Consider the following 19,345-nt stretch of genomic DNA (forward strand, 5'->3'; position numbering starts at 1 on the left):
TCCAGATAGGGGGTATCCAGATATGGCAAACGGCGTGCCAGTTTTAAATGTTATTTATTTTCAATAAATTGAAAGAGGAAGTTAACACTAGCGATGTAAAACCTGGCACTTCGCGCCATTGATCATTGAGGAACCTGGCAGAAAGGTGAAAAAAGCCGGACGGGCGTCCGGCTTAGGCAGGGGATTAAACTTCCGTCAGTGTGGTTTCAAGCGGCAGACGTGATTTCGGCAGCCCGGCGTTGAAATCCTCGACGCTATGATGGCCGACCGGCACCACGACCAGACTGGTATAGCCTTTTTCTTTCAGACCAAATTCAGCGTCGAGCACCTCGGCGTCGAAACCTTCAATGGGGACGGCGTCGAGACCCATCGCGGCGACGCCCAGCAGAAAGTTGCCGACGTTCAGATAAACCTGCTTCGCCATCCACTGGTGGTCATCTTTCAGCGAGACGCGGTGCATATCGGCGAAAAAGCGGCGACCTTTATCATTTGCCGCTTTAGCTTCCGGCGTAGCGAAACGGCCATCAGCATCTTCCTGATCGACGACGCGCTCAAGCCATGCGTCATCCATTGCGGTTTTGGCGCAGAAGACCACCACATGGGAGGCGTCCAGCATTTTGCGTTCGTTGAACGTGTAGTTTCCGGCAGCGGATTTTGCTACGCGCGCTTTGCCTTCTTCCGTACTGGCGACAATAAAGTGCCACGGCTGGGAATTGGTGCTGGAGGGGCTGTACTGTAGTAGTGTTTTTATTTTATCCGCTTCTTCGGCGGTCAGTTTTTTGCTGGGATCGAACGCCTTAGTGGAGTAGCGCTGTAAGGCGACAGAAACGATATCCATAAATGCTCCTGGTTGGTTTAGTACCCTTTTGTATCAGCAGGGTACCGGGTTATCGGTAAAAAGATAAGGGAGGAAAATGCGGAAACGGTTATTGCATCAGCGCGGCCGCAGGCGCAGTTGCTCTCTTTTAGGCAGCCCGTCTACGACCAGATTCCATGAGTCATTTATCAAATCGTTGAGTAGCGAGACGGTGATATCCTCGCCCGCATAGACTGAAATCCAGTGTTTCTTATTCATGTGATAGCCAGGCGCAATGCTGGGGTAAATTTGTTGATTTACCAGGGACTTTTGGGGATCCGACTTCAGGTTCACCACTGGGCGACAGTGATGTTCAGTGAACAGCATGAATATTTTGCCGCCGACTTTAAACACATCGTACTGTGGGCCGAAAGGCCAGCAGTGTTCGGTAAAAGGCAGTTCCAGCGCAAAGCGTTTTGCCCAGGCGTGCAGTGTTTGACCGTCCATTATTGCTCCTCGCGAGTCAGCGCGCGCCACATGGCTTCGAATCCCAGCGCAATATATTCGCCAGCGCGAGCGGGATCGCGCGCGGCGAAATCCATTGTTGTTTCAGCCAGCGCCAGAAAAAGGCCGTCGCCGAAGGCGCGGTATTCATCCGACATAAACACCATCAAAACGGAACGATGACATAAATCGCGCAATTCGGGGAACATATCGTCGGCCCGTTGTTCCGTCTCTTTGGTGAGCTTTTCGCTGACGGCCAGTTGACGGATCGCCCGATGGCGCGCGGGATGGTTCAGACCCCAACTGATGTAACTGTTCCAGATAAAACGAGTCATCATTTTGGCATCGGTAATGGATCGATCCAGCTCCATTATCATTGACTGGCAGAGATCCTGCTTTAAATGCAAATACAACGTGTTAATCAGCTCATCTTTGGTCGCGAAATAGCGAAACAATGTTCCTTCTGCAACACCTGCGTTACGCGCAATCACCGCCGTTGAGGCGGCGATACCGGATTGCGCTATCGCCTGGGTTGCCGCTTCCAGTAATGCTTGTTTTTTGTCTTCACTCTTCGGACGAGCCACTACACGTTACCCTTATGTCTGGAAAAACATGATTGAATCATGCCCGTTGTCGCGTCGCAACGGTGAATGTCAACCTTTGAAAAGTACCTTGACGGCGTATCTTTGCTTTCTATAATGAGTGCTTACTCACTCATAATCAAGGGCTGCCGCATGAAGTGGTAGAAAAGCATATTGCAGGCCATGCGATAAGCTGTCTCACAATTTGTGTGGTTATTACTATGCTTATTGCTGTTGCCGTAAATGTGCGGTGCGGGAGCCGCTGACGAGTTTGATAGAGGGGAGAGCACGATGACCATTTCCGCTCAGGTTATCGACACGATTGTCGAGTGGATTGATGATAATTTGAATCAGCCGTTACGTATTGATGATATTGCCCGTCATGCGGGGTATTCCAAGTGGCACCTGCAGCGCCTTTTTATGCAGTACAAAGGGGAGAGTCTGGGACGCTACGTGCGTGAACGGAAGCTAAAACTGGCGGCGCGCGACCTGCTCGACACCGACCAGAAGGTGTATGATATTTGTCTCAAGTATGGTTTTGATTCGCAGCAAACCTTTACGCGCATTTTTACCCGCACGTTCAACCTGCCGCCAGGCGCTTATCGTAAAGAAAAGCATGGCCGTACGCATTGAAATGTTTAATCGGCCAGCGAAAACCAGCGCCGCCAGATAAAGCGAATGACATAATATTCCAGCGCGCCGAGCAACAGAAACCATAAACAAAACAACAAAGTATAAAGCTGGTTGAGATCCATAAGATGAAAGATCCCGACCAGTTTTTGCGCCAGCGCAAGGCCGAGCGAAGGGGCGGGCAGCAGCAGGCTGGAGAGCAACGCCATCAGCAAAATACCGGCAGCGGTCATCAATGATTCAAGCGGGTGTTTCATGGCTTTGTTAAACGTAAGTTAAAACGCCATTGTCCGGGATATCGCCTGGTAAGGCAAATATGCTGTCTATTGTCCCGCCCAGATTTCACAATGTTTTTGTACCAGACCTATCAGCGATCCGCCGTCGGCAATAAACTCCCGCATATATTGCGCTTCGTTACCGCCTTTTTTCACCTGCAGACGTAGCGCGTCAATGGCGCTGTCGGCGCCCAGCTTGCGCGCAGAGGGGGTAACGTTGTCCAGCAGACGCAGCGTATCATCTGCCAGGCGACGGCGGTCGCCGGTATAGGCATCGGTTAGCACGCCCTCCAGACCATAGCGGCAAGCCTGAAAACGGTTGAATTTATATAACAGATAGTCTTGTTCCTGCGGTTTAAAGGGACGCTCGGTCAGCAGCCAGTGCGCGGTCGCCTGAATCAACCCTGCCATATTGATGGCATGATCAAGAGTGAGCGGCGTATCCATCACCCGAACTTCTACCGTGCCAAAGGCCGGGCTGGGGCGGATATCCCAGTGCAAATCTTTGATGCTGTCGATCATCGTGGTGTAAGACAGACGACGAAATAGTCCGGCAAACTCTTGCCAGTTACTGACCCACGGCATGGGCCCGTTATCGGGAAAAGCGGAAAAAATATTCAGGCGCGCGCAGGCAAAACGGGTGTCAGCTCCTTGCATATAGGGGGACGCGGCGGAGAGCGCAATAAAGTGCGGCACAAAATGCGACAGCCCGTGTAAAAGATAAATCGCATCGTCGCCGTTCGCGCAGCCGACGTGGACATGCTGGCCGAAAACCGTCGCCTGTTGAATTAAGTAGCCGAAATTTTCCAGCGTGCGTTGATAGCGCTCATTATCACAGACCTCCTGACGCTGCCATTTTTGAAAAGGGTGCGTACCGCCGCCGCAAATGCCGAGATGGTGTTCCGACGCCGCCTGTAAAATAACGTGCTGCATAGCAGAAAGTTGGGCCGCCGCCTGGTCAATATCGCGGCAGACGCCCGTGGCCATCTCCAGCATACTTTCGGTGATATCGTGCTTAATTTCTCCCGCAGTAAGTTGGGGCTTAACGGCGTCGATCAGCGTAGAAGAGTCCTGACTTAAATCGTAGCCAGGTGGATTGATCACCTGCATCTCCAGCTCAATACCAAGCGTATAAGGTTCAGAAACGTGAAAATCATTCAGCGCCATAGGGATCTCATTTATCGGGGTATTGCGCTAAGTATAGAAGCGGGAGCGCTCCTGTCGTGGGGAACGCGCGTTATTGCAGAAACAAGAGTAATAACGCTATTGTCACGTTGAAACCATTCTGTACGGACGGTACGTTCAGCCATCGTGGCGGCAAAGGCTGGCAGCAGATGTAACGAGATGTGCGTGGCGGTAAGCGAGGTAACTTTTGCGCTATTGAATCCCGGGAGCGTGACGCGGTCTGAAAAGGCTTTATAAACGCTCTCTTTGGCGGAGAAAGCCAGCGTCAGGGCAAGCGGAAAAGGGAGCAAGCTCGCCTGGAGAATTTGGCGCTCATCGCTATCAATAATGGACGGCGCCAGCTCTGTCGCCGTGTGCTGACTCATGATTTTTTCTATATCAATGCCGATACGCTGTCGGGATATGACGGCCAGCGCCGTTGTCGCACAGTGGCTGATGCTGCCAAATAGGCCGTCCGGCCATAGCGGCTGTCGCTTGTCGCCCATACCGGGCACTGTCCTGACGCCCACCTCGCGTAGCGCATGAACGGCGGCAATGCGGCCTGCCAGATGTTCAGCTTTACGCTTGCGTCCGGCAGACCGGAGCCGATCGTGATGAGGTAGCCATAGCAGGTCGTGTTCGCGAAAGCTGCTCGCATCAAAGTCGACGATATGCAGCCTGTGTCCGGCAAAGGGAAGGGGAAAATGAGATGTCAGCATCGTTTTTGCCAATTCCCTCCCCGAATGAGGGAGGGAAGGTTGCCATCAGAAATGGGTATTAATGCTCATATACCACGTACGTCCTGGTTCGTTATAGGTGTACGCGCCAGCGCCCGCCATATAAGCGCCAGTTTGCGTATCCCTGACGGTTTGCGCGTTACCTTCACGCCACAGACGTTTGTCAAAGAGGTTATCCACGCCACCGGTCAGGCTGACATTTTTGGTCACGTCCCAGGTCGCGCTCAGGCCAACAATACTGTATGGGCTGACCGCTTGCTTATCTGTTCCGGTAACGGGGTTACCCTGATAATCATATTTCTTCGGCTCTTGTTTGCCGTACCAGGTGAAGGTCGATTGCAGAGAAACGTCCTGACGTACCTGCCAGCTCAGGGTTGAGTTAAGCGTGTACTGTGGAATAATCGACAGGCGTTCGCCGGTCTCTTTGTTTTTACTCTGCAGCATATACGTAACGTTATTCGTCCAGTTGACGGTGTCGCTAACCGGTACGTTTAACGTGCCTTCCAGACCTTCAACGACCGCTTTCGGCACGTTCTCCCACTGATAAACATCCGTTTTGCCGTTGTTGATACGCTGCAACGGCACTGTACCCGCTTCAATCTTATTGCGGTAATCATTGCGGAACCAGGTGACGCCGGCCAGCCAGCCATCGCGTTTAAATTCCAGACCGATCTCTTTATTGATGCTAGTTTCGGCTTTCAGATCATCGTTACCCATCATATAGCAGCCGATGCCGGTACCCGCGCCAGTCGCGTAGCAACCCTGACCTTTACTGTACAAAATATAGTTTGGGTTAGTCTGGTACAGACTCGGGGCTTTATAAGCGCGGGCGATTCCCATTTTCAGGGTAAAGTCATCCCCCAGACCTTGCGACAGGTTGAGGGACGGGCTCCAGTTATCCCCCACAATACTGTGATGATCGAAACGTAGCCCCGGCGTCAGCATGGTGCTGTCGGTCAGTTCCATGTTGTTTTCAGCAAACAGAGAGAAAATTTCCGCTTTTGAATAGGGGCTACGATTGGTACTGCTGTAACCCGGGATATTTCCCCCCATAAAGGTTTGCGAGTTGGAGAGCTGGTCTTTCATACGCTGTTGGGCCCATTCAGTACCCAGCGTCAGGTTTTGATTGACCAGCAGATCGAAAGGAAGGCTCACTTCGCTGTGTAGGGTGACGTCATTCAAATCGGCATCGGCATATTTTTGCGATGCTTTGGGATCGAAAATTCCTTCGGTGCCGCCTGCCAGGCCTTCCGGCATCCGGGAGTTACGGGTATGTTCGTATTGCACCCAGTTACTGGTGGTTACGCCATTATTCCAGCCGCCGTTCCAGGTCAGAGAGTAGTTCTGCCGATAGAGGCGGTTCGTCTCTTTTCCGTAATTATCTTTCACCAGTTGGTTCGTATTGGTGTTCTGAGTATCGCCGGCATAGAGATTGCCCTGGCGACTGTATCCGGCCTCCAGCTCCAGAGACTGAAGCGGAGCAAAATCCCAACGAACCACGCCGTTGATATCTTTGTTAATGACCCCCTCGCGTCCTGCTGGTAGCGTGTCGGCGTAACTCCCGGTACGTTCAGACTGATGCCCCTGGTTAATATTACGCGCATCCGCCTGCGTTTTGTCGAGGTTGCCATACAGGCGGAAGCTGAAATCCCCGCCCAGCGGGCCGTTCAGGCTAAAGTTAGTGCGTTTGGTCGCGCCTTCGTCTTTATGTTCCGGCGCGTTGAAATAGGTATTCCAGGAACCGTGCCACTCGCTACCGCCTTTTTTGGTAATGATATTGACTACGCCACCCGCCGCGCCGTTACCGTAGCGTGCGGCGGCAGGGCCACGCAGCACTTCAATGCGTTCGATCATCTCCGGCGGCACCCACGCGGTATCGCCGCGGGTATCGCGTTCGCCGCGCCAGCCCAGGCGCACCGAGTTACGGCTGGTGACGGGTTTACCGTCTATCAGGATGAGGGTGTTTTCCGGCCCCATGCCGCGAATATCGATTTGGCGGTTATTCCCGCGCTGACCGCTGGTGGAGTTGCCGGTCAGGTTTACGCCCGGCATGGTGCGGATGATTTCTGACACGTCGCGCGCGGGCGGATTTTTGCGGATCTCATCGGCGGTGATGGTGGATACGCCTGGCGCCTGTAGGTTTTGCTGGGCAGCGGTCACCACGATGGTGTCTTCATTGGTGAGCGCAGCGCTATCGGTTTTGTCTTCCGCCATCACGGGCAGAGTGGCCCCGTAAATCCCTAAATTGACCAGTAAGGTCAGGGAATGAATCTTCTTGTTCATTGTATATCCTGCTTTTCTTTAGCCACATAAGCCAAAGCGCCCGTCAAAGGCATTGGCCGGGTGGTGAAATTGTGTTCGCGCGTCCCATAGCGCGACAATACGCTATTGCAAATGCAAATAGTTATCAATAATATTATCAATATATTTCACCTTTTATATACAAAATTCATAATAAACACAGGGTTATAATGAAAGAGGCGCTGGCAACGGGAAGTGAGGCCTGGTGGAGGACGAAAACCGGGCCGGAATGGATACGGGAAAAAGACGGAAATTATCGGGTCACTTTTTGGTGGCGCGACCCGCAGGGAAACGAAACACACTCCCCGATACGGCGTGTCTGGGTCTACATCACTGGCGTAACCGATCATCATCAAAACGCGCAGCCTCAGACGATGGCGCGTATTGCCGGAACGGATGTCTGGCGCTGGAGCACGGCGCTTAGCGCTAACTGGCGCGGCAGCTACTGTTTTATTCCTACCGAGCGCGATGACGTTTTTGCCGCTTTTGCGCCGGGCGAAACGCCCGATCGGAACGTGCTGCGTGAAGGCTGGCGACAGCTATTACCGCAGGCGATTGCCGACCCGCTTAATTCGCAAAGCTGGCGGGGAGGACGTGGTCATGCGGTTTCAGCGCTGGAAATGCCGGATGCGCCCCTTCAGCCGGGATGGGATCGTCCTGAAACGCCGTACTCGCCGCCTTTGATGATGCAGTGGCATAGCGAACGTCTGGGTAACTCCCGCCGCGTATGGATATTGACGACCGGAGACGAGGCGCCGGAGGAAAGACCGTTGGCTATTCTGCTGGACGGTCAATTCTGGGCGGAAAATATGCCCGTCTGGCCCGCGCTCGCCTCGCTGACTCATCAACGCCTGCTTCCCGGTGCCGTCTATCTGCTGATTGACGCGATTGATACTCAACACCGCAGCCAGGAGTTGCCCTGCAATGCCGACTTCTGGCTGGCGGTGCAGCAGGAACTGTTGCCGCAAGTCAGAGCCGTGACGCCTTTTAGCGATGATGCCGGACGAACGGTGGTCGCCGGACAGAGCTTTGGCGGCCTGTCGGCGCTGTATGCCGGCCTGAACTGGCCGACGCGTTTTGGCTGTGTACTGAGCCAGTCAGGATCGTTCTGGTGGCCCCATCGCATCACCCCGCCGGAGGGGGAAGTCATTACCCGGCTGAAAACCGGCGCATTATGCGCGCGCGGACTGCGTATCGTACTGGAAGCCGGCGTGCGTGAGCCGATCGTGTTTCAGGCGAATCAGGCGCTTTATGCCCAACTGAATACTTCGCAGCAGTCCATTTTCTGGCGTCAGGTTGACGGCGGACACGATGCGCTTTGCTGGCGCGGCGGGCTAACGCAAGGGCTGATGCTGCTTTGGCAGCCGCTTATCGACACGCTTTAACCGGGCACATGTCCATGACAGGAGTTGAGTATGGAATTCAGTAATCCCTTCGATAATCCGCAGGGACAGTTTTACATCCTGCAAAATGCGCAGCGTCAATTCAGCCTTTGGCCAGCGGCATGTGCGCTTCCCGCAGGCTGGGACGTGGTATGCGAACCGCAATCGCAGGACGCGTGCCAGCAGTGGCTTAATACGCGCTGGACAACACTGAATCCGGCGCATTATGCCGATAAGCAGGAGGCGAAATGACGCAGCGTTTACCGTTAGTCGCCGCCCAGCCGGGGATCTGGATGGCGGAAAAACTCTCTGATTTACCCTCCGCCTGGAGCGTGGCGCACTATGTGGAACTGAACGGCGAGCTGGATGCCGCCTTGCTGGCAAAAGCGGTAGCGGTAGGGATGCAACAGGCGGATACGCTACGGATGCGTTTTACCGAAGAGAACGGCGAGGTCTGGCAATGGATAGATCCTGAGCACACCTTCGGCGAGCCCCCGATTGCCGATTTACGCGACCAGCCCGATCCGCATCACGCGGCGCTGGCGTTAATGCAGGCGGATTTACGGCAAAACCTGCGCGCAGATAGCGGTAAGCCGCTGGCGTTTCACCAGTTAATCCGCATTGATGATACCCGCTGGTATTGGTATCAGCGCTATCACCATTTGCTGGTGGATGGCTTTAGCTTCCCGGCGATAACTCGCCAGATTGCGGCGATTTATCGCGCCTGGCAGAGCGACGCTCCTACGCCGGAGTCGCCTTTTACCCCCTTTGCGGATGTGGTCGAGGAATATCAGCGCTATCGCCAGAGCGAGGCCTGGCAGCGTGACGGCGCCTTCTGGGCGCAGCAGCGCCGCGAGCTGCCGCCGCCGGCGTCAATGTCTGCCGCGCCGTTGCCGGGGCGGTCGGCGAGCGCGGATATTCTGCGTATGAAATTGAGCGCGCCGGCGGGGGCGTTTCGCCAACTGGCGGCGCACATGCCTGAGATACCGCGAGCGGATCTTGCCCTGGCGCTGGTGACGTTGTGGCTGGGGCGATTATGCGGGCGAATGGATTATGCCGCCGGATTTATCTTTATGCGGCGGATGGGCTCGGCGGCGTTAACGGCGACCGGGCCTGTCCTTAACGTGTTGCCGCTGGCGGTTAACCTTCATGCAACGGAAGATCTGCCAACGCTGGCGAAGCGTCTTGCGGCGCAGTTAAAGAAGATGCGCCGCCACCAGCGTTACGACGCCGAACAGATTGTACGCGATAGCGGGCGAGCCGCAGGGGAGACGCCGCTATTTGGCCCGGTGCTCAACATAAAAGTGTTTGATTATCATCTGGATCTTCCTGGCATACAGGCGCAAACCCATACCCTGGCGACGGGGCCGGTTAACGATCTTGAACTGGCGCTTTTTCCGGATGAAAACGGCGGTCTGGATATTGAATTGCTGGCGAATGCACAGCGTTACGATGATGCCACGCTCTCCCGCCATGCCTTACGATTGATGGCGCTTATCACGCAGTTTGCGGATAACCCGGCGCTGCGCTGCGGCGATGCGCAAATGCTGCTGGCGGAAGAACAAACGCAATTAGCACACCTTAATAATACGGCGGTAACGATTCCCGCCGCCACGCTTAGCGATTTGGTGGCGCAGCAGGCGCAAAAAACGCCAGAGGCTTCCGCGTTGGCAGATGCGCATTATCACTTTACCTACCGTGAAATGCGCGAACAGGTTGTGGCGCTGGCGTACGCGCTGCGGGAACGCGGCGTTCAGCCTGGCGATAGCGTGGCGGTGGCGTTGCCGCGGTCGGTTTTCCTGACCTTAGCGCTGCATGGCATTGTCGAGGCGGGCGCCGCCTGGCTGCCGCTGGATACCGGTTATCCTGACGATCGGCTGCGAATGATGCTGGAAGATGCGCAGCCGAAACTGTTAATTACGACTCAGGCGCAGCTGGCGCGCTTTCACGATATTCCGGGGATGGAATATTTGTGTTATAGCCAACCGCTACCGGTCAGTGACGCCACTCCGCTGAGGCTGTCGTTACCGCATCATACCGCTTACATCATTTTCACCTCTGGCTCGACGGGCAGGCCGAAAGGGGTGATGGTGGGACAAACGGCGATAGTCAACCGGCTGCTGTGGATGCAGGATCACTATCCGTTGACGGCGGATGATGTAGTAGCGCAAAAAACGCCGTGCAGTTTTGACGTCTCAGTATGGGAGTTTTTCTGGCCGTTTATCGCCGGGGCGAAACTGGTGATGGCTGAACCGGAAGCGCACCGCGACCCGCTCGCGATGCAGCGGTTCTTTGCGCAATACGGCGTCACGACCACTCATTTTGTGCCGTCGATGCTGGCGGCCTTTATTGCCTCGCTCACGCCAGCGTCGGCTGGGAAAAGCTGCGCTTCCTTAAAGCGCGTTTTCTGTAGCGGCGAGGCCCTGCCGACGGCGCTGTGCCGCGAATGGGAGACGTTAACCAACGCGCCGCTACACAATCTGTACGGGCCAACGGAGGCCGCGGTGGATGTGAGCTGGTATCCGGCCTGTGGCGATGAGCTGGCGGCTGTTGACGGCAACAGCATCCCGATTGGTTATCCCGTCTGGAATACCGGTTTACGTATTCTCGATGCGCATATGCAGCCGGTGCCGCCGGGCGTGGCTGGCGATCTCTATCTTACCGGTATCCAACTGGCGCAGGGCTATCTGGGGCGTCCGGATCTTACCGCCAGCCGTTTTATCGCCGATCCTTTTGCGCCAGGCGAACGGATGTACCGTACCGGAGATGTGGCGCGCTGGCTGGATTCCGGCGCGGTGGAATACCTGGGGCGCAGCGACGATCAGCTCAAAATTCGGGGTCAACGTATTGAACTGGGCGAGATTGACCGCGTCATGCAAACGCTGCCGGATGTTGAACAGGCGGTAGCACATGCCTGCGTCTTTAATCAGGCGGCGGCGACGGGTGGGGATGCCCGGCAACTGGTCGGCTATCTGGTGTCGCACTCCGGTTTGCCGCTGGATTTACCGGCGCTGCAGGAAAAATTACGCCAAAAACTTCCCGCGCATATGGTGCCGGTTGTGCTGTTGCAACTTGCCAGCTTGCCGCTTAGCGCTAATGGCAAGCTGGATCGCAAAGCCCTGCCGCTGCCGGACCTGGCGCCGCGCGTGAAAGGGCGCGCGCCGCAGTCCGCAACGGAGATTGCTGTCGCCGCGGCGTTTTCCCGCCTGCTGGGCTGTGAGATTAACGACGTTGAAAGTGATTTCTTTGCGCTGGGCGGACACTCGCTGCTGGCGATGAAACTGGCCGCGCAGCTAAGCCAGACGTTTAACCGCCAGGTGACGCCGGGGCAGGTGATGGTGGCGTCTGACGTGGCGCAGTTGAGTAAGCTGCTCGATACTGACGATGACGAACGCTCGCGCAATCTGGGGTTCGGGCCGCTGTTGCCGCTGCGTGAAAGCGATGGTCCAACGTTATTTTGTTTCCATCCGGCGTCGGGGTTCGCCTGGCAATTTAGCGTATTATCACGCTATCTCAGCCCGTCGTGGTCGATTATGGGGATTCAGTCGCCGCGCCCCGCTGGCCCTATGCAAACCGCAACCACCCTTGATGAGGTATGTGAACATCATCTGGCGACTTTGCTCGCCCGGCAGCCGCATGGCCCTTATTATTTATTAGGCTATTCGCTGGGCGGGACGCTGGCGCAAGGGATCGCCGCCCGGTTGCGCGCGCGCGGCGAAACCGTGGCGTTTTTGGGGTTACTGGACACCTGGCCGCCGGAAACGCAAAACTGGCGGGAAAAAGAGGCGAATGGCCTCAATCCGGACGTATTGGCGGAAATTGAACGTGAACGCGCTGCGTTTGTCGCCGCGCAGCAGGGAAATGCCTCCGACGCCTTATTTACCGCCATTGAAGGCAATTATGCGGATGCCGTCCGTTTGCTGACGACGGCGCATAGCGTACCGTTTGATGGACATGCTACGCTCTTTGTGGCGGATAAAACGGTGCCGGAAGGCGTATCGCCTGAACAGAGCTGGTCGCCGTGGATAGCGTCTTTGGCTATTTATCGCCAGCCGTGCGCGCATGTAGATATTATTTCTCCCTCCGCTTTTGAAACTATCGGGCCCATCATCAGCGAACTTATTAATAAATAACGGGCGTTGTTTCTGCCTTTAACAAATTAAATCCTGAAACCCATAATAATTACTAATTATTATGGGTTTTTTATTGCAACTATTAATTCTTTTAACATAAGTGATACATGCTACAGGCAAGTTTAATTCCGAATATTTAGCTTTTCGGGCACTGGCGCGTAAAGATTGTTTCGGATAATTCTGACTTGCTGTTAGAATCTCTGACAGGAATGTGTTCTTTCATTGGATAAAGTTTTCAGGTCATACGGCATGCCATCTCTTAATGTAAAACAAGAAAAAAATCAGTCATTTGCAGGTTATTCACTGCCGCCCGCCAACAGTCATGAAATCGATTTGTTTAGCCTTATAGAGGTGTTATGGCAGGCGAAACGTCGTATTCTTGCTACCGTTTTCGCCTTTGCGTGCGTGGGGTTGCTTCTGTCCTTTCTGCTGCCGCAAAAATGGACCAGCCAGGCGATTGTCACACCGGCGGAGTCGGTACAGTGGCAGGGGCTGGAGAGAACGTTGACCGCGCTGCGCGTGTTGGATATGGAGGTAAGCGTTGATCGGGGCAGCGTATTTAATCTGTTTATTAAAAAGTTTAGCTCGCCCTCGCTGCTGGAAGAATATCTTCGTTCTTCTCCGTATGTCATGGATCAATTAAAAGGCGCGCAAATAGACGAGCAGGATCTTCACCGGGCGATTGTCCTGCTGAGCGAAAAAATGAAAGCGGTGGACAGTAATGTCGGCAAGAAAAATGAAACGTCGTTATTCACGTCGTGGACATTGAGTTTTACCGCGCCGACGCGGGAAGAAGCGCAAAAAGTGCTGGCTGGCTATATTCAGTACATCTCCGATATCGTCGTGAAAGAGACGCTGGAAAATATTCGTAACCAGCTGGAAATCAAAACCCGCTATGAGCAGGAAAAGCTGGCGATGGATCGGGTGCGTCTCAAAAATCAGCTTGATGCCAATATTCAACGTCTTCATTATTCGCTGGAAATCGCCAACGCCGCCGGTATTAAGAGACCGGTTTACAGCAATGGTCAGGCGGTAAAAGATGATCCGGATTTTTCTATTTCTCTCGGCGCGGATGGTATTTCCCGCAAACTGGAAATTGAAAAAGGGGTAACGGACGTGGCCGAGATCGACGGTGATTTGCGTAACCGTCAATACCATGTTGAACAACTGGCGGCAATGAATGTGAGTGACGTGAAGTTTACCCCGTTTAAATATCAACTGTCGCCGTCTCTGCCAGTGAAAAAAGATGGCCCGGGTAAAGCCATCATTATTATCCTGGCGGCGTTGATTGGCGGTATGATGGCCTGCGGCGGCGTATTACTGCGTCACGCGATGGTCTCGCGTAAAATGGAAAACGCGCTGGCGATAGATGAACGGTTAGTCTGATTTACCCGAAAAGCCGGATAGCGATATCCGGCTTTGTCATCAGTGTGGGCGACTATCGCCGCCCCAGCGGTACCACCAGCGGCGTCCCGGCAACCGGATCGTCGATAATCATACAGCGCAGCCCATAGATTTTTTCGATAAGCTCTGCGGTAACAATCTCTTTCGGCGCGCCCTGTGCGACAATATTACCTTCGCGTAATGCAATCAAATGCGTGGCGTATCGGCAGGCCTGATTCAGGTCATGCAGGACGGCGGCGAGCGTATAGCCTTTTTCGCGGTTGAGATCGCTTAACAACTCCAGCAAATCAATTTGATGGCTAATATCCAGCCACGTTGTCGGCTCATCCAGCAGCATGATGGACGTTTCCTGCGCCAGCACCATGGCTATCCACGCCCGCTGACGTTGGCCGCCGGACAGAGTGTCTACACTTTGCGCCGCCAGTGAGGTGATACCTGTTGCACGCATGGCACTGGCGACGGCATCGGCATCTTCCTTACGCCAGCGGGTAAATAACGGCTGATGCGGATACCGCCCTCTGGCGACCAGCTCTTGTACGGTGATATCGCCCGGCGTGGTAGCGTTTTGCGCCAGCAATCCGATGCGCCGCGCCACCTCTTTACTGGCGTAACGCTGTATTTGTTCGCCATCCAGCCAGACATGGCCGTCAACAGGCGTCATCAGACGGCTTAGCGTACGTAGCAACGTCGACTTGCCGCAGCCGTTAGGGCCGATGATGGCGGTAAAATGGCCGTCCGGAATCGAAACATTAAGGTTTTTTGCGACGGTATAGCTGCCATAACCCAGCGTTAACTGGTCGCCGCGCAAACGGGCTACGGATTCGGTCATTTTTTGCGGGACTCCTGAATTAACAAGACGATAAGGTAAATACCGCCGAGGCTGACGGTGACCACGCCCACTGGAAGCTGATAAGGCATAAACAGTTGCTGCGCGCACGCATCGGCGGCCAGTAGTAATAACGCGCCGCACAGCGCCGACTGGGTTAATCCCCAGCGCGCTGTGCCGCTAAGACGGCGGGCGATGTGCGGCGCGACAAGGGCAATAAACGAGATGGGGCCAGCCAGTGCCGTTGCCGCAGCGGTGAGCGACACCGCCACCAGCATCAGCATCAGGCGTGACCGCTCCACGCTAACACCCAGCGCGCAGGCGCTGTCATCGCCCATCTCCAGCAGCCGCATACGACGCACCAGTAGCGCGGCGCCTGTCAGCATCACCATAATCAGCGGCGCCGAAGGCCAGGTTTTTGCCCATGTCAGACCGTTGAGCGACCCGGCGTTCCATAAGCCAGCGGTGAGCGCCGTTTCCAGCGACGCCTGCAACAGAAGCCAGGTATTAAAGGCGACTAACATCGCGCGGATGCCGATACCGATGATAATCAGCCGGAAAGTTTCAATCCCGTTACGCCAGGCGAGCAGCCAGACAATCAATGACGTGACGATACCGCCCGCCATTGCCGCCAGCGCGATCGCGGTAAGATGCTGGCCAAACAGGACCATTGCGACCAGTACGCCGCTCCAGGCGCCGGTATTAAAGCCCATCACATCAGGGCTGCCTAGCGGGTTACGCATCAACGACTGAAAAATCGCGCCACTGACGCCAAGCGCAGCGCCAATCAGTAGCGCCATTAATACGCGCGGTAGTCGCCATTCGGTTACGACAAGGGTGATGTTACGCGGCGCGTCGCCCAGCAGCGCGGCAATAATCTGCCCGGTCTCAAGGGGCACGGCACCGCTTTGCAGGCTCCATAAGCCAATGGCGAAGCAGCCAGCCGCCAGAAGCAGGCAGCTTACGATAAGCCGACGAGAAAGAAACATCACAGGCCGCCTCCGCTCGATTTACGGCGTACCAGAAAGATAAGTACCGGCGCGCCGATAAACGCACTGACGACCGATACGCGGAGTTCGCCCGGCACTAACAGACGACCAATAATATCGGCAAAAAGCAGCAGAGCAGGGGTTGCCAGTAGTGTTACCGGCAGCGACCAACGGTGGTCTGCGCCCACCAGCCAACGCGCCATATGCGGCATCATCAGACCAATAAAGGCGATAGGGCCGACCAGCGCCGTTGCGCTGCCGCACAAGACGGTAATCGCCAGTAAACCGATAAGTTGGGTGCGCGCCACTTTACTCCCCAGCGCCGTCGCAGTATCGCTGCCGAGGCTCAGGCTATTCAGCGCACGGCTCAGAAATAGCGCCACGATCCCAGCGATAACCACGGGCGCAAGCGCGACTTTCAACGTTTGCAGGCTACGAATGTCCAGCGATCCCGCCTGCCAGAAGCGAAGCTGATCATAAACCTCTGGATTTAACAGCGCGATGCCGCTGGTCAATCCTTCCAGTACCGCGCCAAGCGCCACGCCCGCCAGTGTCAGGCGGACCGGGCTTAACTGGCCGCCGCCCTGACTACCGGTGAAGGCGACAATCAGTGATGCGATAAGCGCGCCGCTAAATGCCATGAAAAGCTGTTCCAGCGGCGTGGAGAAACCAAACAGCGCCGCGCCCAGTACAATGGCGAAGCTGGCGCCGTTGTTAACGCCCAGAATCCCCGGGTCGGCGAGCGGGTTGCGAGTGAGTGTTTGCATGAGCGCCCCGGCGAGGCCCAACGCGCCGCCTGCCAGTAATCCGGCCAGCGTACGCGGCAAACGCGCATCCAGGACGATGGTGCAATCGGCGCTTTGGCACACGCCGGTGAACGCCTCCAGCACGACGGCGGCGGGCAGCGGTTTCGCGCCAATGACCAGGCTTAAAACCGCGGCGAGACTCAGTAATAACAACAATCCGGGCACGGCAAACGCGCGCGTCACGGAAAACGAGCATGACATAGTAACTTCCCTGATAATGATAGTAATTATCGTTATCTATCTTATTTGGTTATGTTAGCATGTGCAGCCATTGAATGGATATTTAAAAAAACTCGCATTAAGGCGTTGTAATGAATCGACAATCCTGGCTGCTCAATCTCAGCCTGTTGAAGACGCACCCTGCATTTCGCGCAGTATTTCTGGCCCGTTTTATCTCTATTGTCTCGCTGGGGCTGCTTGGCGTGGCGGTTCCGGTACAGATCCAAATGATGACGCACTCCACCTGGCAGGTAGGGCTGTCGGTAACGTTAACCGGCGGCGCCATGTTTATTGGCTTAATGGTGGGCGGTGTGCTGGCCGATCGCTACGAACGTAAAAAGGTGATTCTGCTGGCGCGCGGTACTTGCGGTATTGGCTTTATTGGCCTGTGCGTGAACGCGCTGCTGCCGGAACCGTCATTGCTGGCGATATATCTCCTTGGCCTGTGGGACGGCTTTTTCGCGTCTCTGGGCGTGACCGCGTTACTGGCGGCGACGCCAGCGCTGGTCGGAAGAGAAAATCTGATGCAGGCCGGCGCGATTACCATGCTGACGGTACGTCTGGGATCGGTTATTTCCCCGATGTTGGGGGGCATATTGCTTGCCAGCGGCGGCGTAGCCTGGAACTATGGGCTGGCGGCCGCCGGGACGTTTATTACGCTATTGCCGTTACTGACGCTGCCGCGACTGCCTGTTCCTCCGCAGCCGCGGGAAAATCCATTTATCGCGTTACTGGCGGCATTTCGTTTTTTGCTCGCCAGTCCGCTTATCGGCGGTATTGCGCTGCTTGGCGGCCTGGTGACGATGGCAAGCGCGGTACGCGTCCTCTATCCGGCGCTGGCGATGAGCTGGCAAATGTCGGCGGCGCAAATTGGTTTGCTGTATGCGGCAATTCCGCTGGGGGCGGCCATTGGCGCGCTGACCAGCGGACAACTGGCGCATAGCGTTCGTCCGGGGCTCATTATGCTGGTTTCGACAGTCGGTTCTTTTCTGGCGGTGGGGCTGTTCGCCATCATGCCGGTCTGGATCGCTGGTGTTATCTGTCTGGCGCTATTTGGCTGGCTTAGCGCCATCAGTTCGTTATTACAATACACTCTGCTGCAAACCCAGACGCCGGAAAATATGCTGGGGCGAATGAACGGCCTGTGGACCGCGCAAAACGTCACGGGAGACGCTATCGGCGCGGCGCTGTTAGGCGGTCTTGGCGCAATGATGACGCCGGTCGCTTCCGCGAGCGTGAGTGGATTCGGGCTGGTGATTATCGGTTTGTTGCTGCTGTTAGTGCTGGGCGAGCTACGTCGTTTTCGCCAGACGCCGCCGGTTAGCGATGCTGGCTGATGAAGGGGCGTTTATCCGACTGACCAAATCGGTCTGGTCAGTCGGATAAGACTCCGATAAGGCTAAAACAGGGCGGCAAGCCGGTTAAGCAACAATGTTGCGCTGTAATAATCCAGACGGAACGTCTCCGTACCCAGGGCATAGACGCGCTTATTTTGCACCGCTGGCAGGTGCGCCAGCAGCGGATTGGCGTAAAGGGCCGCGACATCTTTGTTGTCGCCGGCAAACAGGAAAAGAGATTCGCCGTTTAACCCGGCGGCCAGATTTTCACCGCCAAGCTGAATGATATCGTGGCGCTTACCCTGGCTTTTGCTGGTTTGCAGCCCTCGGGGCAATGTCGCCAGCGTAAAGCCTAACTGTGTCAATAGCTTGCCTTGTGCTGATTCTGGCGTCCACAGATTGGCGCTATGCGCGGCAGGGGTATACACCAGCGCGCTAACCGGCTGCGGCGGCAGGGCGATTCGCTGTTTAACCGTCGTCAGTTGCGTCTCAAACTCCGCTATTCGCGCGGCGGCCTGTTTCTCCTGACCGGTGATCTCGCCAAGTTGCGTGAGCAAACTCTGCCAGCTTTTATCGTCATAATTGATGACGAGCGTCGGCGCGATAGCGGAGAGCTGATCGTAAAGCGCCAGCGCGGAGTCGCCGCCGGTGGCGCTAATCAAAATGAGATCCGGCATTTGCGCGGCGACCGTTTCGGCATTCGGTTCGCCGATGTACAGCCGGGCGACATGGCGAGCCTTTGCTACGTCGCTCCACTGGCGCATAAACCCTTGATCGTCGGCAAAGCGGTTATTCGGCGTAGTGGCTCCGCTGGCGACGACGGGCGCATCAATCGCCAGCAGCGAGCCTGTCAACGTCACGCTGGTAGAGACGATACGCGCGGGTTTGTGGTCCAGAGTATGAACGCCGCGGCTGTCCTGGATTTGCCGGGGCCAACCGGCGTCCTGGGCTAAGGATATTCCTGAAATTGATATACCAACCACTAAAAGCAGCCAACGATAAAAGGCGGGGAGTCTCACAATAGCGTCCTGTTATTAATAAAGTTAATGCTTCTCATTTTCATGTCAGCGGCAGCGAGATGCAAGCCTTAGTGCCATTTAACTCATGACCAGAGTTGACAGAGCGACGTTTTACTCTTAGGTTAGCGCACTAAAAATAGAAATAATAATCATTATTATACACAAAATCATTCAAGAAGCATCGCAACGGCAAGGGAAGAAATCCCCGCGGGCATAGATAACTGTGTGACCGGGGTTTCTGA

Annotated in this window: 17 protein-coding genes and 21 other annotated features; of the genes, 6 read left to right on the top strand and 11 right to left on the bottom strand. The window is 55.4% G+C overall.

Going from position 1 to position 19,345, the window contains the following annotated elements:
- Nucleotides 1-184: 184 nt before the first annotated feature.
- The 3 genes from nfnB to STM0580 form a co-directional block, all read right to left on the bottom strand.
- Nucleotides 185-849 (bottom strand): dihydropteridine reductase gene (nfnB, locus tag STM0578; protein NP_459570.1). Within the gene, nt 185-838 belong to an annotated coding region; the region does not span the whole gene.
- Nucleotides 844-849 (bottom strand) — a ribosome-binding site (putative RBS for nfnB; RegulonDB:STMS1H000907). It overlaps the preceding gene by 6 nt.
- A gap of 85 nt (nt 850-934) precedes the next feature.
- Nucleotides 935-1,314 (bottom strand): putative cytoplasmic protein gene (gene ybdF, locus STM0579; protein ID NP_459571.1). Within the gene, nt 935-1,303 belong to an annotated coding region; the region does not span the whole gene.
- Nucleotides 1,303-1,889 (bottom strand): putative regulatory protein gene (locus tag STM0580; protein NP_459572.1). Within the gene, nt 1,303-1,884 belong to an annotated coding region; the region does not span the whole gene. The genes ybdF and STM0580 overlap by 12 nt, the downstream gene beginning before the upstream one ends.
- Nucleotides 1,309-1,314 (bottom strand) — a ribosome-binding site (putative RBS for ybdF; RegulonDB:STMS1H000908). (Overlaps the previous gene by 6 nt.)
- Nucleotides 1,884-1,889: a ribosome-binding site (putative RBS for STM0580; RegulonDB:STMS1H000909), on the bottom strand. (Lies within the gene STM0580.)
- Nucleotides 1,890-2,165: 276 nt before the next feature.
- Nucleotides 2,166-2,171: a ribosome-binding site (putative RBS for STM0581; RegulonDB:STMS1H000910), on the top strand.
- Between STM0580 and STM0581 the strand changes: the two genes are divergently transcribed.
- Nucleotides 2,166-2,514 (top strand): putative regulatory protein gene (locus STM0581; protein NP_459573.1). Within the gene, nt 2,173-2,514 belong to an annotated coding region; the region does not span the whole gene. (Overlaps the previous feature by 6 nt.)
- 5 nt (nt 2,515-2,519) lie before the next feature.
- On the opposite strand, the gene ybdJ is transcribed toward STM0581, so the two are convergent.
- The 4 genes from ybdJ to fepA all read right to left on the bottom strand — a co-directional run bounded on the left by ybdJ (nt 2,520) and on the right by fepA (nt 7,135).
- Nucleotides 2,520-2,768: a putative inner membrane protein gene (gene ybdJ / locus STM0582; RefSeq protein NP_459574.1), complete on the bottom strand. Its 249-nt coding sequence runs from the start codon at nt 2,766-2,768 to the stop codon at nt 2,520-2,522.
- 66 nt (nt 2,769-2,834) lie between these two features.
- The gene (gene ybdK / locus STM0583) at nt 2,835-3,953 is read right to left on the bottom strand and encodes a putative cytoplasmic protein (RefSeq protein ID NP_459575.1); all 1,119 of its coding nucleotides are present in this window, start codon (nt 3,951-3,953) and stop codon (nt 2,835-2,837) included.
- Between the two features lie 11 nt (nt 3,954-3,964).
- Nucleotides 3,965-4,688, bottom strand: a protein-coding gene (gene entD, locus STM0584) for an enterochelin synthetase, component D (phoshpantetheinyltransferase) (RefSeq protein NP_459576.1). Within the gene, nt 3,965-4,669 belong to an annotated coding region; the region does not span the whole gene.
- Nucleotides 4,683-4,688: a ribosome-binding site (putative RBS for entD; RegulonDB:STMS1H000911), on the bottom strand. Its footprint overlaps the gene before it by 6 nt.
- Nucleotides 4,689-4,714: 26 nt before the next feature.
- The gene (gene fepA, locus STM0585) for an outer membrane porin, receptor for ferric enterobactin (enterochelin) and colicins B and D (RefSeq protein NP_459577.1) occupies nt 4,715-7,135 on the bottom strand. Within the gene, nt 4,715-6,970 belong to an annotated coding region; the region does not span the whole gene.
- Nucleotides 6,976-6,981, bottom strand: a ribosome-binding site (putative RBS for fepA; RegulonDB:STMS1H000912). It overlaps the preceding gene by 6 nt.
- Nucleotides 7,108-7,116: a -10 signal (putative -10_signal for fepA; RegulonDB:STMLTH004685), on the bottom strand.
- Nucleotides 7,127-7,135, bottom strand: a -35 signal (putative -35_signal for fepA; RegulonDB:STMLTH004685).
- A gap of 13 nt (nt 7,136-7,148) precedes the next feature.
- Nucleotides 7,149-7,154, top strand: a ribosome-binding site (putative RBS for fes; RegulonDB:STMS1H000913).
- Between fepA and fes the strand changes: the two genes are divergently transcribed.
- From fes to fepE, 4 genes are all read left to right on the top strand, one after another.
- Nucleotides 7,149-8,373 (top strand): enterochelin esterase gene (gene fes, locus STM0586; protein ID NP_459578.1). Within the gene, nt 7,159-8,373 belong to an annotated coding region; the region does not span the whole gene. Its footprint overlaps the feature before it by 6 nt.
- 22 nt (nt 8,374-8,395) lie before the next feature.
- Nucleotides 8,396-8,401 (top strand) — a ribosome-binding site (putative RBS for ybdZ; RegulonDB:STMS1H000914).
- The gene (gene ybdZ / locus STM0587; RefSeq protein NP_459579.1) for a putative cytoplasmic protein occupies nt 8,396-8,622 on the top strand. Within the gene, nt 8,404-8,622 belong to an annotated coding region; the region does not span the whole gene. Its footprint overlaps the feature before it by 6 nt.
- Nucleotides 8,608-8,613: a ribosome-binding site (putative RBS for entF; RegulonDB:STMS1H000915), on the top strand. It overlaps the preceding gene by 6 nt.
- Nucleotides 8,608-12,503, top strand: a protein-coding gene (entF, locus tag STM0588; protein NP_459580.1) for an enterobactin synthetase, component F (nonribosomal peptide synthetase). Within the gene, nt 8,619-12,503 belong to an annotated coding region; the region does not span the whole gene. Before ybdZ ends, entF begins: the two co-directional genes overlap by 15 nt.
- A gap of 236 nt (nt 12,504-12,739) precedes the next feature.
- Nucleotides 12,740-12,745, top strand: a ribosome-binding site (putative RBS for fepE; RegulonDB:STMS1H000916).
- Nucleotides 12,740-13,889, top strand: a protein-coding gene (gene fepE / locus STM0589; RefSeq protein ID NP_459581.1) for a ferric enterobactin (enterochelin) transporter. Within the gene, nt 12,753-13,889 belong to an annotated coding region; the region does not span the whole gene. (Overlaps the previous feature by 6 nt.)
- A gap of 52 nt (nt 13,890-13,941) precedes the next feature.
- Here the strand turns inward: fepE and fepC are convergent.
- From fepC to fepD, 3 genes are all read right to left on the bottom strand, one after another.
- Nucleotides 13,942-14,753 (bottom strand): enterobactin transporter gene (gene fepC, locus STM0590; protein ID NP_459582.1). Within the gene, nt 13,942-14,736 belong to an annotated coding region; the region does not span the whole gene.
- The gene (gene fepG / locus STM0591) for a ferric enterobactin transporter (RefSeq protein NP_459583.1) occupies nt 14,733-15,738 on the bottom strand. Within the gene, nt 14,733-15,722 belong to an annotated coding region; the region does not span the whole gene. Before fepG ends, fepC begins: the two co-directional genes overlap by 21 nt.
- Nucleotides 14,748-14,753 (bottom strand) — a ribosome-binding site (putative RBS for fepC; RegulonDB:STMS1H000917). It overlaps the preceding gene by 6 nt.
- Nucleotides 15,722-16,882 (bottom strand): ferric enterobactin (enterochelin) transporter gene (gene fepD / locus STM0592; RefSeq protein NP_459584.1). Within the gene, nt 15,722-16,729 belong to an annotated coding region; the region does not span the whole gene. The genes fepG and fepD overlap by 17 nt, the downstream gene beginning before the upstream one ends.
- Nucleotides 15,733-15,738, bottom strand: a ribosome-binding site (putative RBS for fepG; RegulonDB:STMS1H000918). Its footprint overlaps the gene before it by 6 nt.
- Nucleotides 16,737-16,742: a ribosome-binding site (putative RBS for fepD; RegulonDB:STMS1H000919), on the bottom strand.
- Nucleotides 16,829-16,834 (top strand) — a ribosome-binding site (putative RBS for ybdA; RegulonDB:STMS1H000920).
- Between fepD and ybdA the strand changes: the two genes are divergently transcribed.
- Nucleotides 16,829-18,084, top strand: a protein-coding gene (ybdA, locus tag STM0593) for a putative POT family transport protein (RefSeq protein ID NP_459585.1). Within the gene, nt 16,840-18,084 belong to an annotated coding region; the region does not span the whole gene. The two genes, fepD and ybdA, sit on opposite strands and share 54 nt — an antisense overlap.
- Nucleotides 16,858-16,866, bottom strand: a -10 signal (putative -10_signal for fepD; RegulonDB:STMLTH004686). It overlaps the preceding gene by 9 nt.
- Nucleotides 16,874-16,882: a -35 signal (putative -35_signal for fepD; RegulonDB:STMLTH004686), on the bottom strand.
- Nucleotides 18,085-18,146: 62 nt before the next feature.
- Here ybdA and fepB read toward each other — a convergent pair.
- Nucleotides 18,147-19,280, bottom strand: a protein-coding gene (fepB, locus tag STM0594) for a ferric enterobactin (enterochelin) transporter (RefSeq protein ID NP_459586.1). Within the gene, nt 18,147-19,103 belong to an annotated coding region; the region does not span the whole gene.
- Nucleotides 19,110-19,115 (bottom strand) — a ribosome-binding site (putative RBS for fepB; RegulonDB:STMS1H000921). (Overlaps the previous gene by 6 nt.)
- Nucleotides 19,253-19,261, bottom strand: a -10 signal (putative -10_signal for fepB; RegulonDB:STMLTH004687).
- Nucleotides 19,272-19,280 (bottom strand) — a -35 signal (putative -35_signal for fepB; RegulonDB:STMLTH004687).
- Nucleotides 19,281-19,345 lie beyond the last annotated feature (65 nt).

The organism is Salmonella enterica subsp. enterica serovar Typhimurium str. LT2 (genome assembly GCF_000006945.2).
In the GTDB taxonomy this organism is placed as follows: Bacteria; Pseudomonadota; Gammaproteobacteria; order Enterobacterales; family Enterobacteriaceae; genus Salmonella; species Salmonella enterica.

What these genes read in the sequence shown, in the direction of transcription:
- entD (NP_459576.1), bottom strand. Translation starts at nt 4,669, where the DNA reads ATGCTGACATCTCATTTTCCCCTTCCCTTTGCCGGACACAGGCTGCAT.
- ybdF (NP_459571.1), bottom strand. Translation starts at nt 1,303, where the DNA reads ATGGACGGTCAAACACTGCACGCCTGGGCAAAACGCTTTGCGCTGGAA.
- fes (NP_459578.1), top strand. Translation starts at nt 7,159, where the DNA reads ATGAAAGAGGCGCTGGCAACGGGAAGTGAGGCCTGGTGGAGGACGAAA.
- entF (NP_459580.1), top strand. Translation starts at nt 8,619, where the DNA reads ATGACGCAGCGTTTACCGTTAGTCGCCGCCCAGCCGGGGATCTGGATG.
- STM0581 (NP_459573.1), top strand. Translation starts at nt 2,173, where the DNA reads ATGACCATTTCCGCTCAGGTTATCGACACGATTGTCGAGTGGATTGAT.
- fepA (NP_459577.1), bottom strand. Translation starts at nt 6,970, where the DNA reads ATGAACAAGAAGATTCATTCCCTGACCTTACTGGTCAATTTAGGGATT.
- fepD (NP_459584.1), bottom strand. Translation starts at nt 16,729, where the DNA reads ATGTCATGCTCGTTTTCCGTGACGCGCGCGTTTGCCGTGCCCGGATTG.
- ybdK (NP_459575.1), bottom strand. Translation starts at nt 3,953, where the DNA reads ATGGCGCTGAATGATTTTCACGTTTCTGAACCTTATACGCTTGGTATT.
- fepC (NP_459582.1), bottom strand. Translation starts at nt 14,736, where the DNA reads ATGACCGAATCCGTAGCCCGTTTGCGCGGCGACCAGTTAACGCTGGGT.
- ybdJ (NP_459574.1), bottom strand. Translation starts at nt 2,768, where the DNA reads ATGAAACACCCGCTTGAATCATTGATGACCGCTGCCGGTATTTTGCTG.
- ybdA (NP_459585.1), top strand. Translation starts at nt 16,840, where the DNA reads ATGAATCGACAATCCTGGCTGCTCAATCTCAGCCTGTTGAAGACGCAC.
- ybdZ (NP_459579.1), top strand. Translation starts at nt 8,404, where the DNA reads ATGGAATTCAGTAATCCCTTCGATAATCCGCAGGGACAGTTTTACATC.
- fepG (NP_459583.1), bottom strand. Translation starts at nt 15,722, where the DNA reads ATGTTTCTTTCTCGTCGGCTTATCGTAAGCTGCCTGCTTCTGGCGGCT.
- fepE (NP_459581.1), top strand. Translation starts at nt 12,753, where the DNA reads ATGCCATCTCTTAATGTAAAACAAGAAAAAAATCAGTCATTTGCAGGT.
- nfnB (NP_459570.1), bottom strand. Translation starts at nt 838, where the DNA reads ATGGATATCGTTTCTGTCGCCTTACAGCGCTACTCCACTAAGGCGTTC.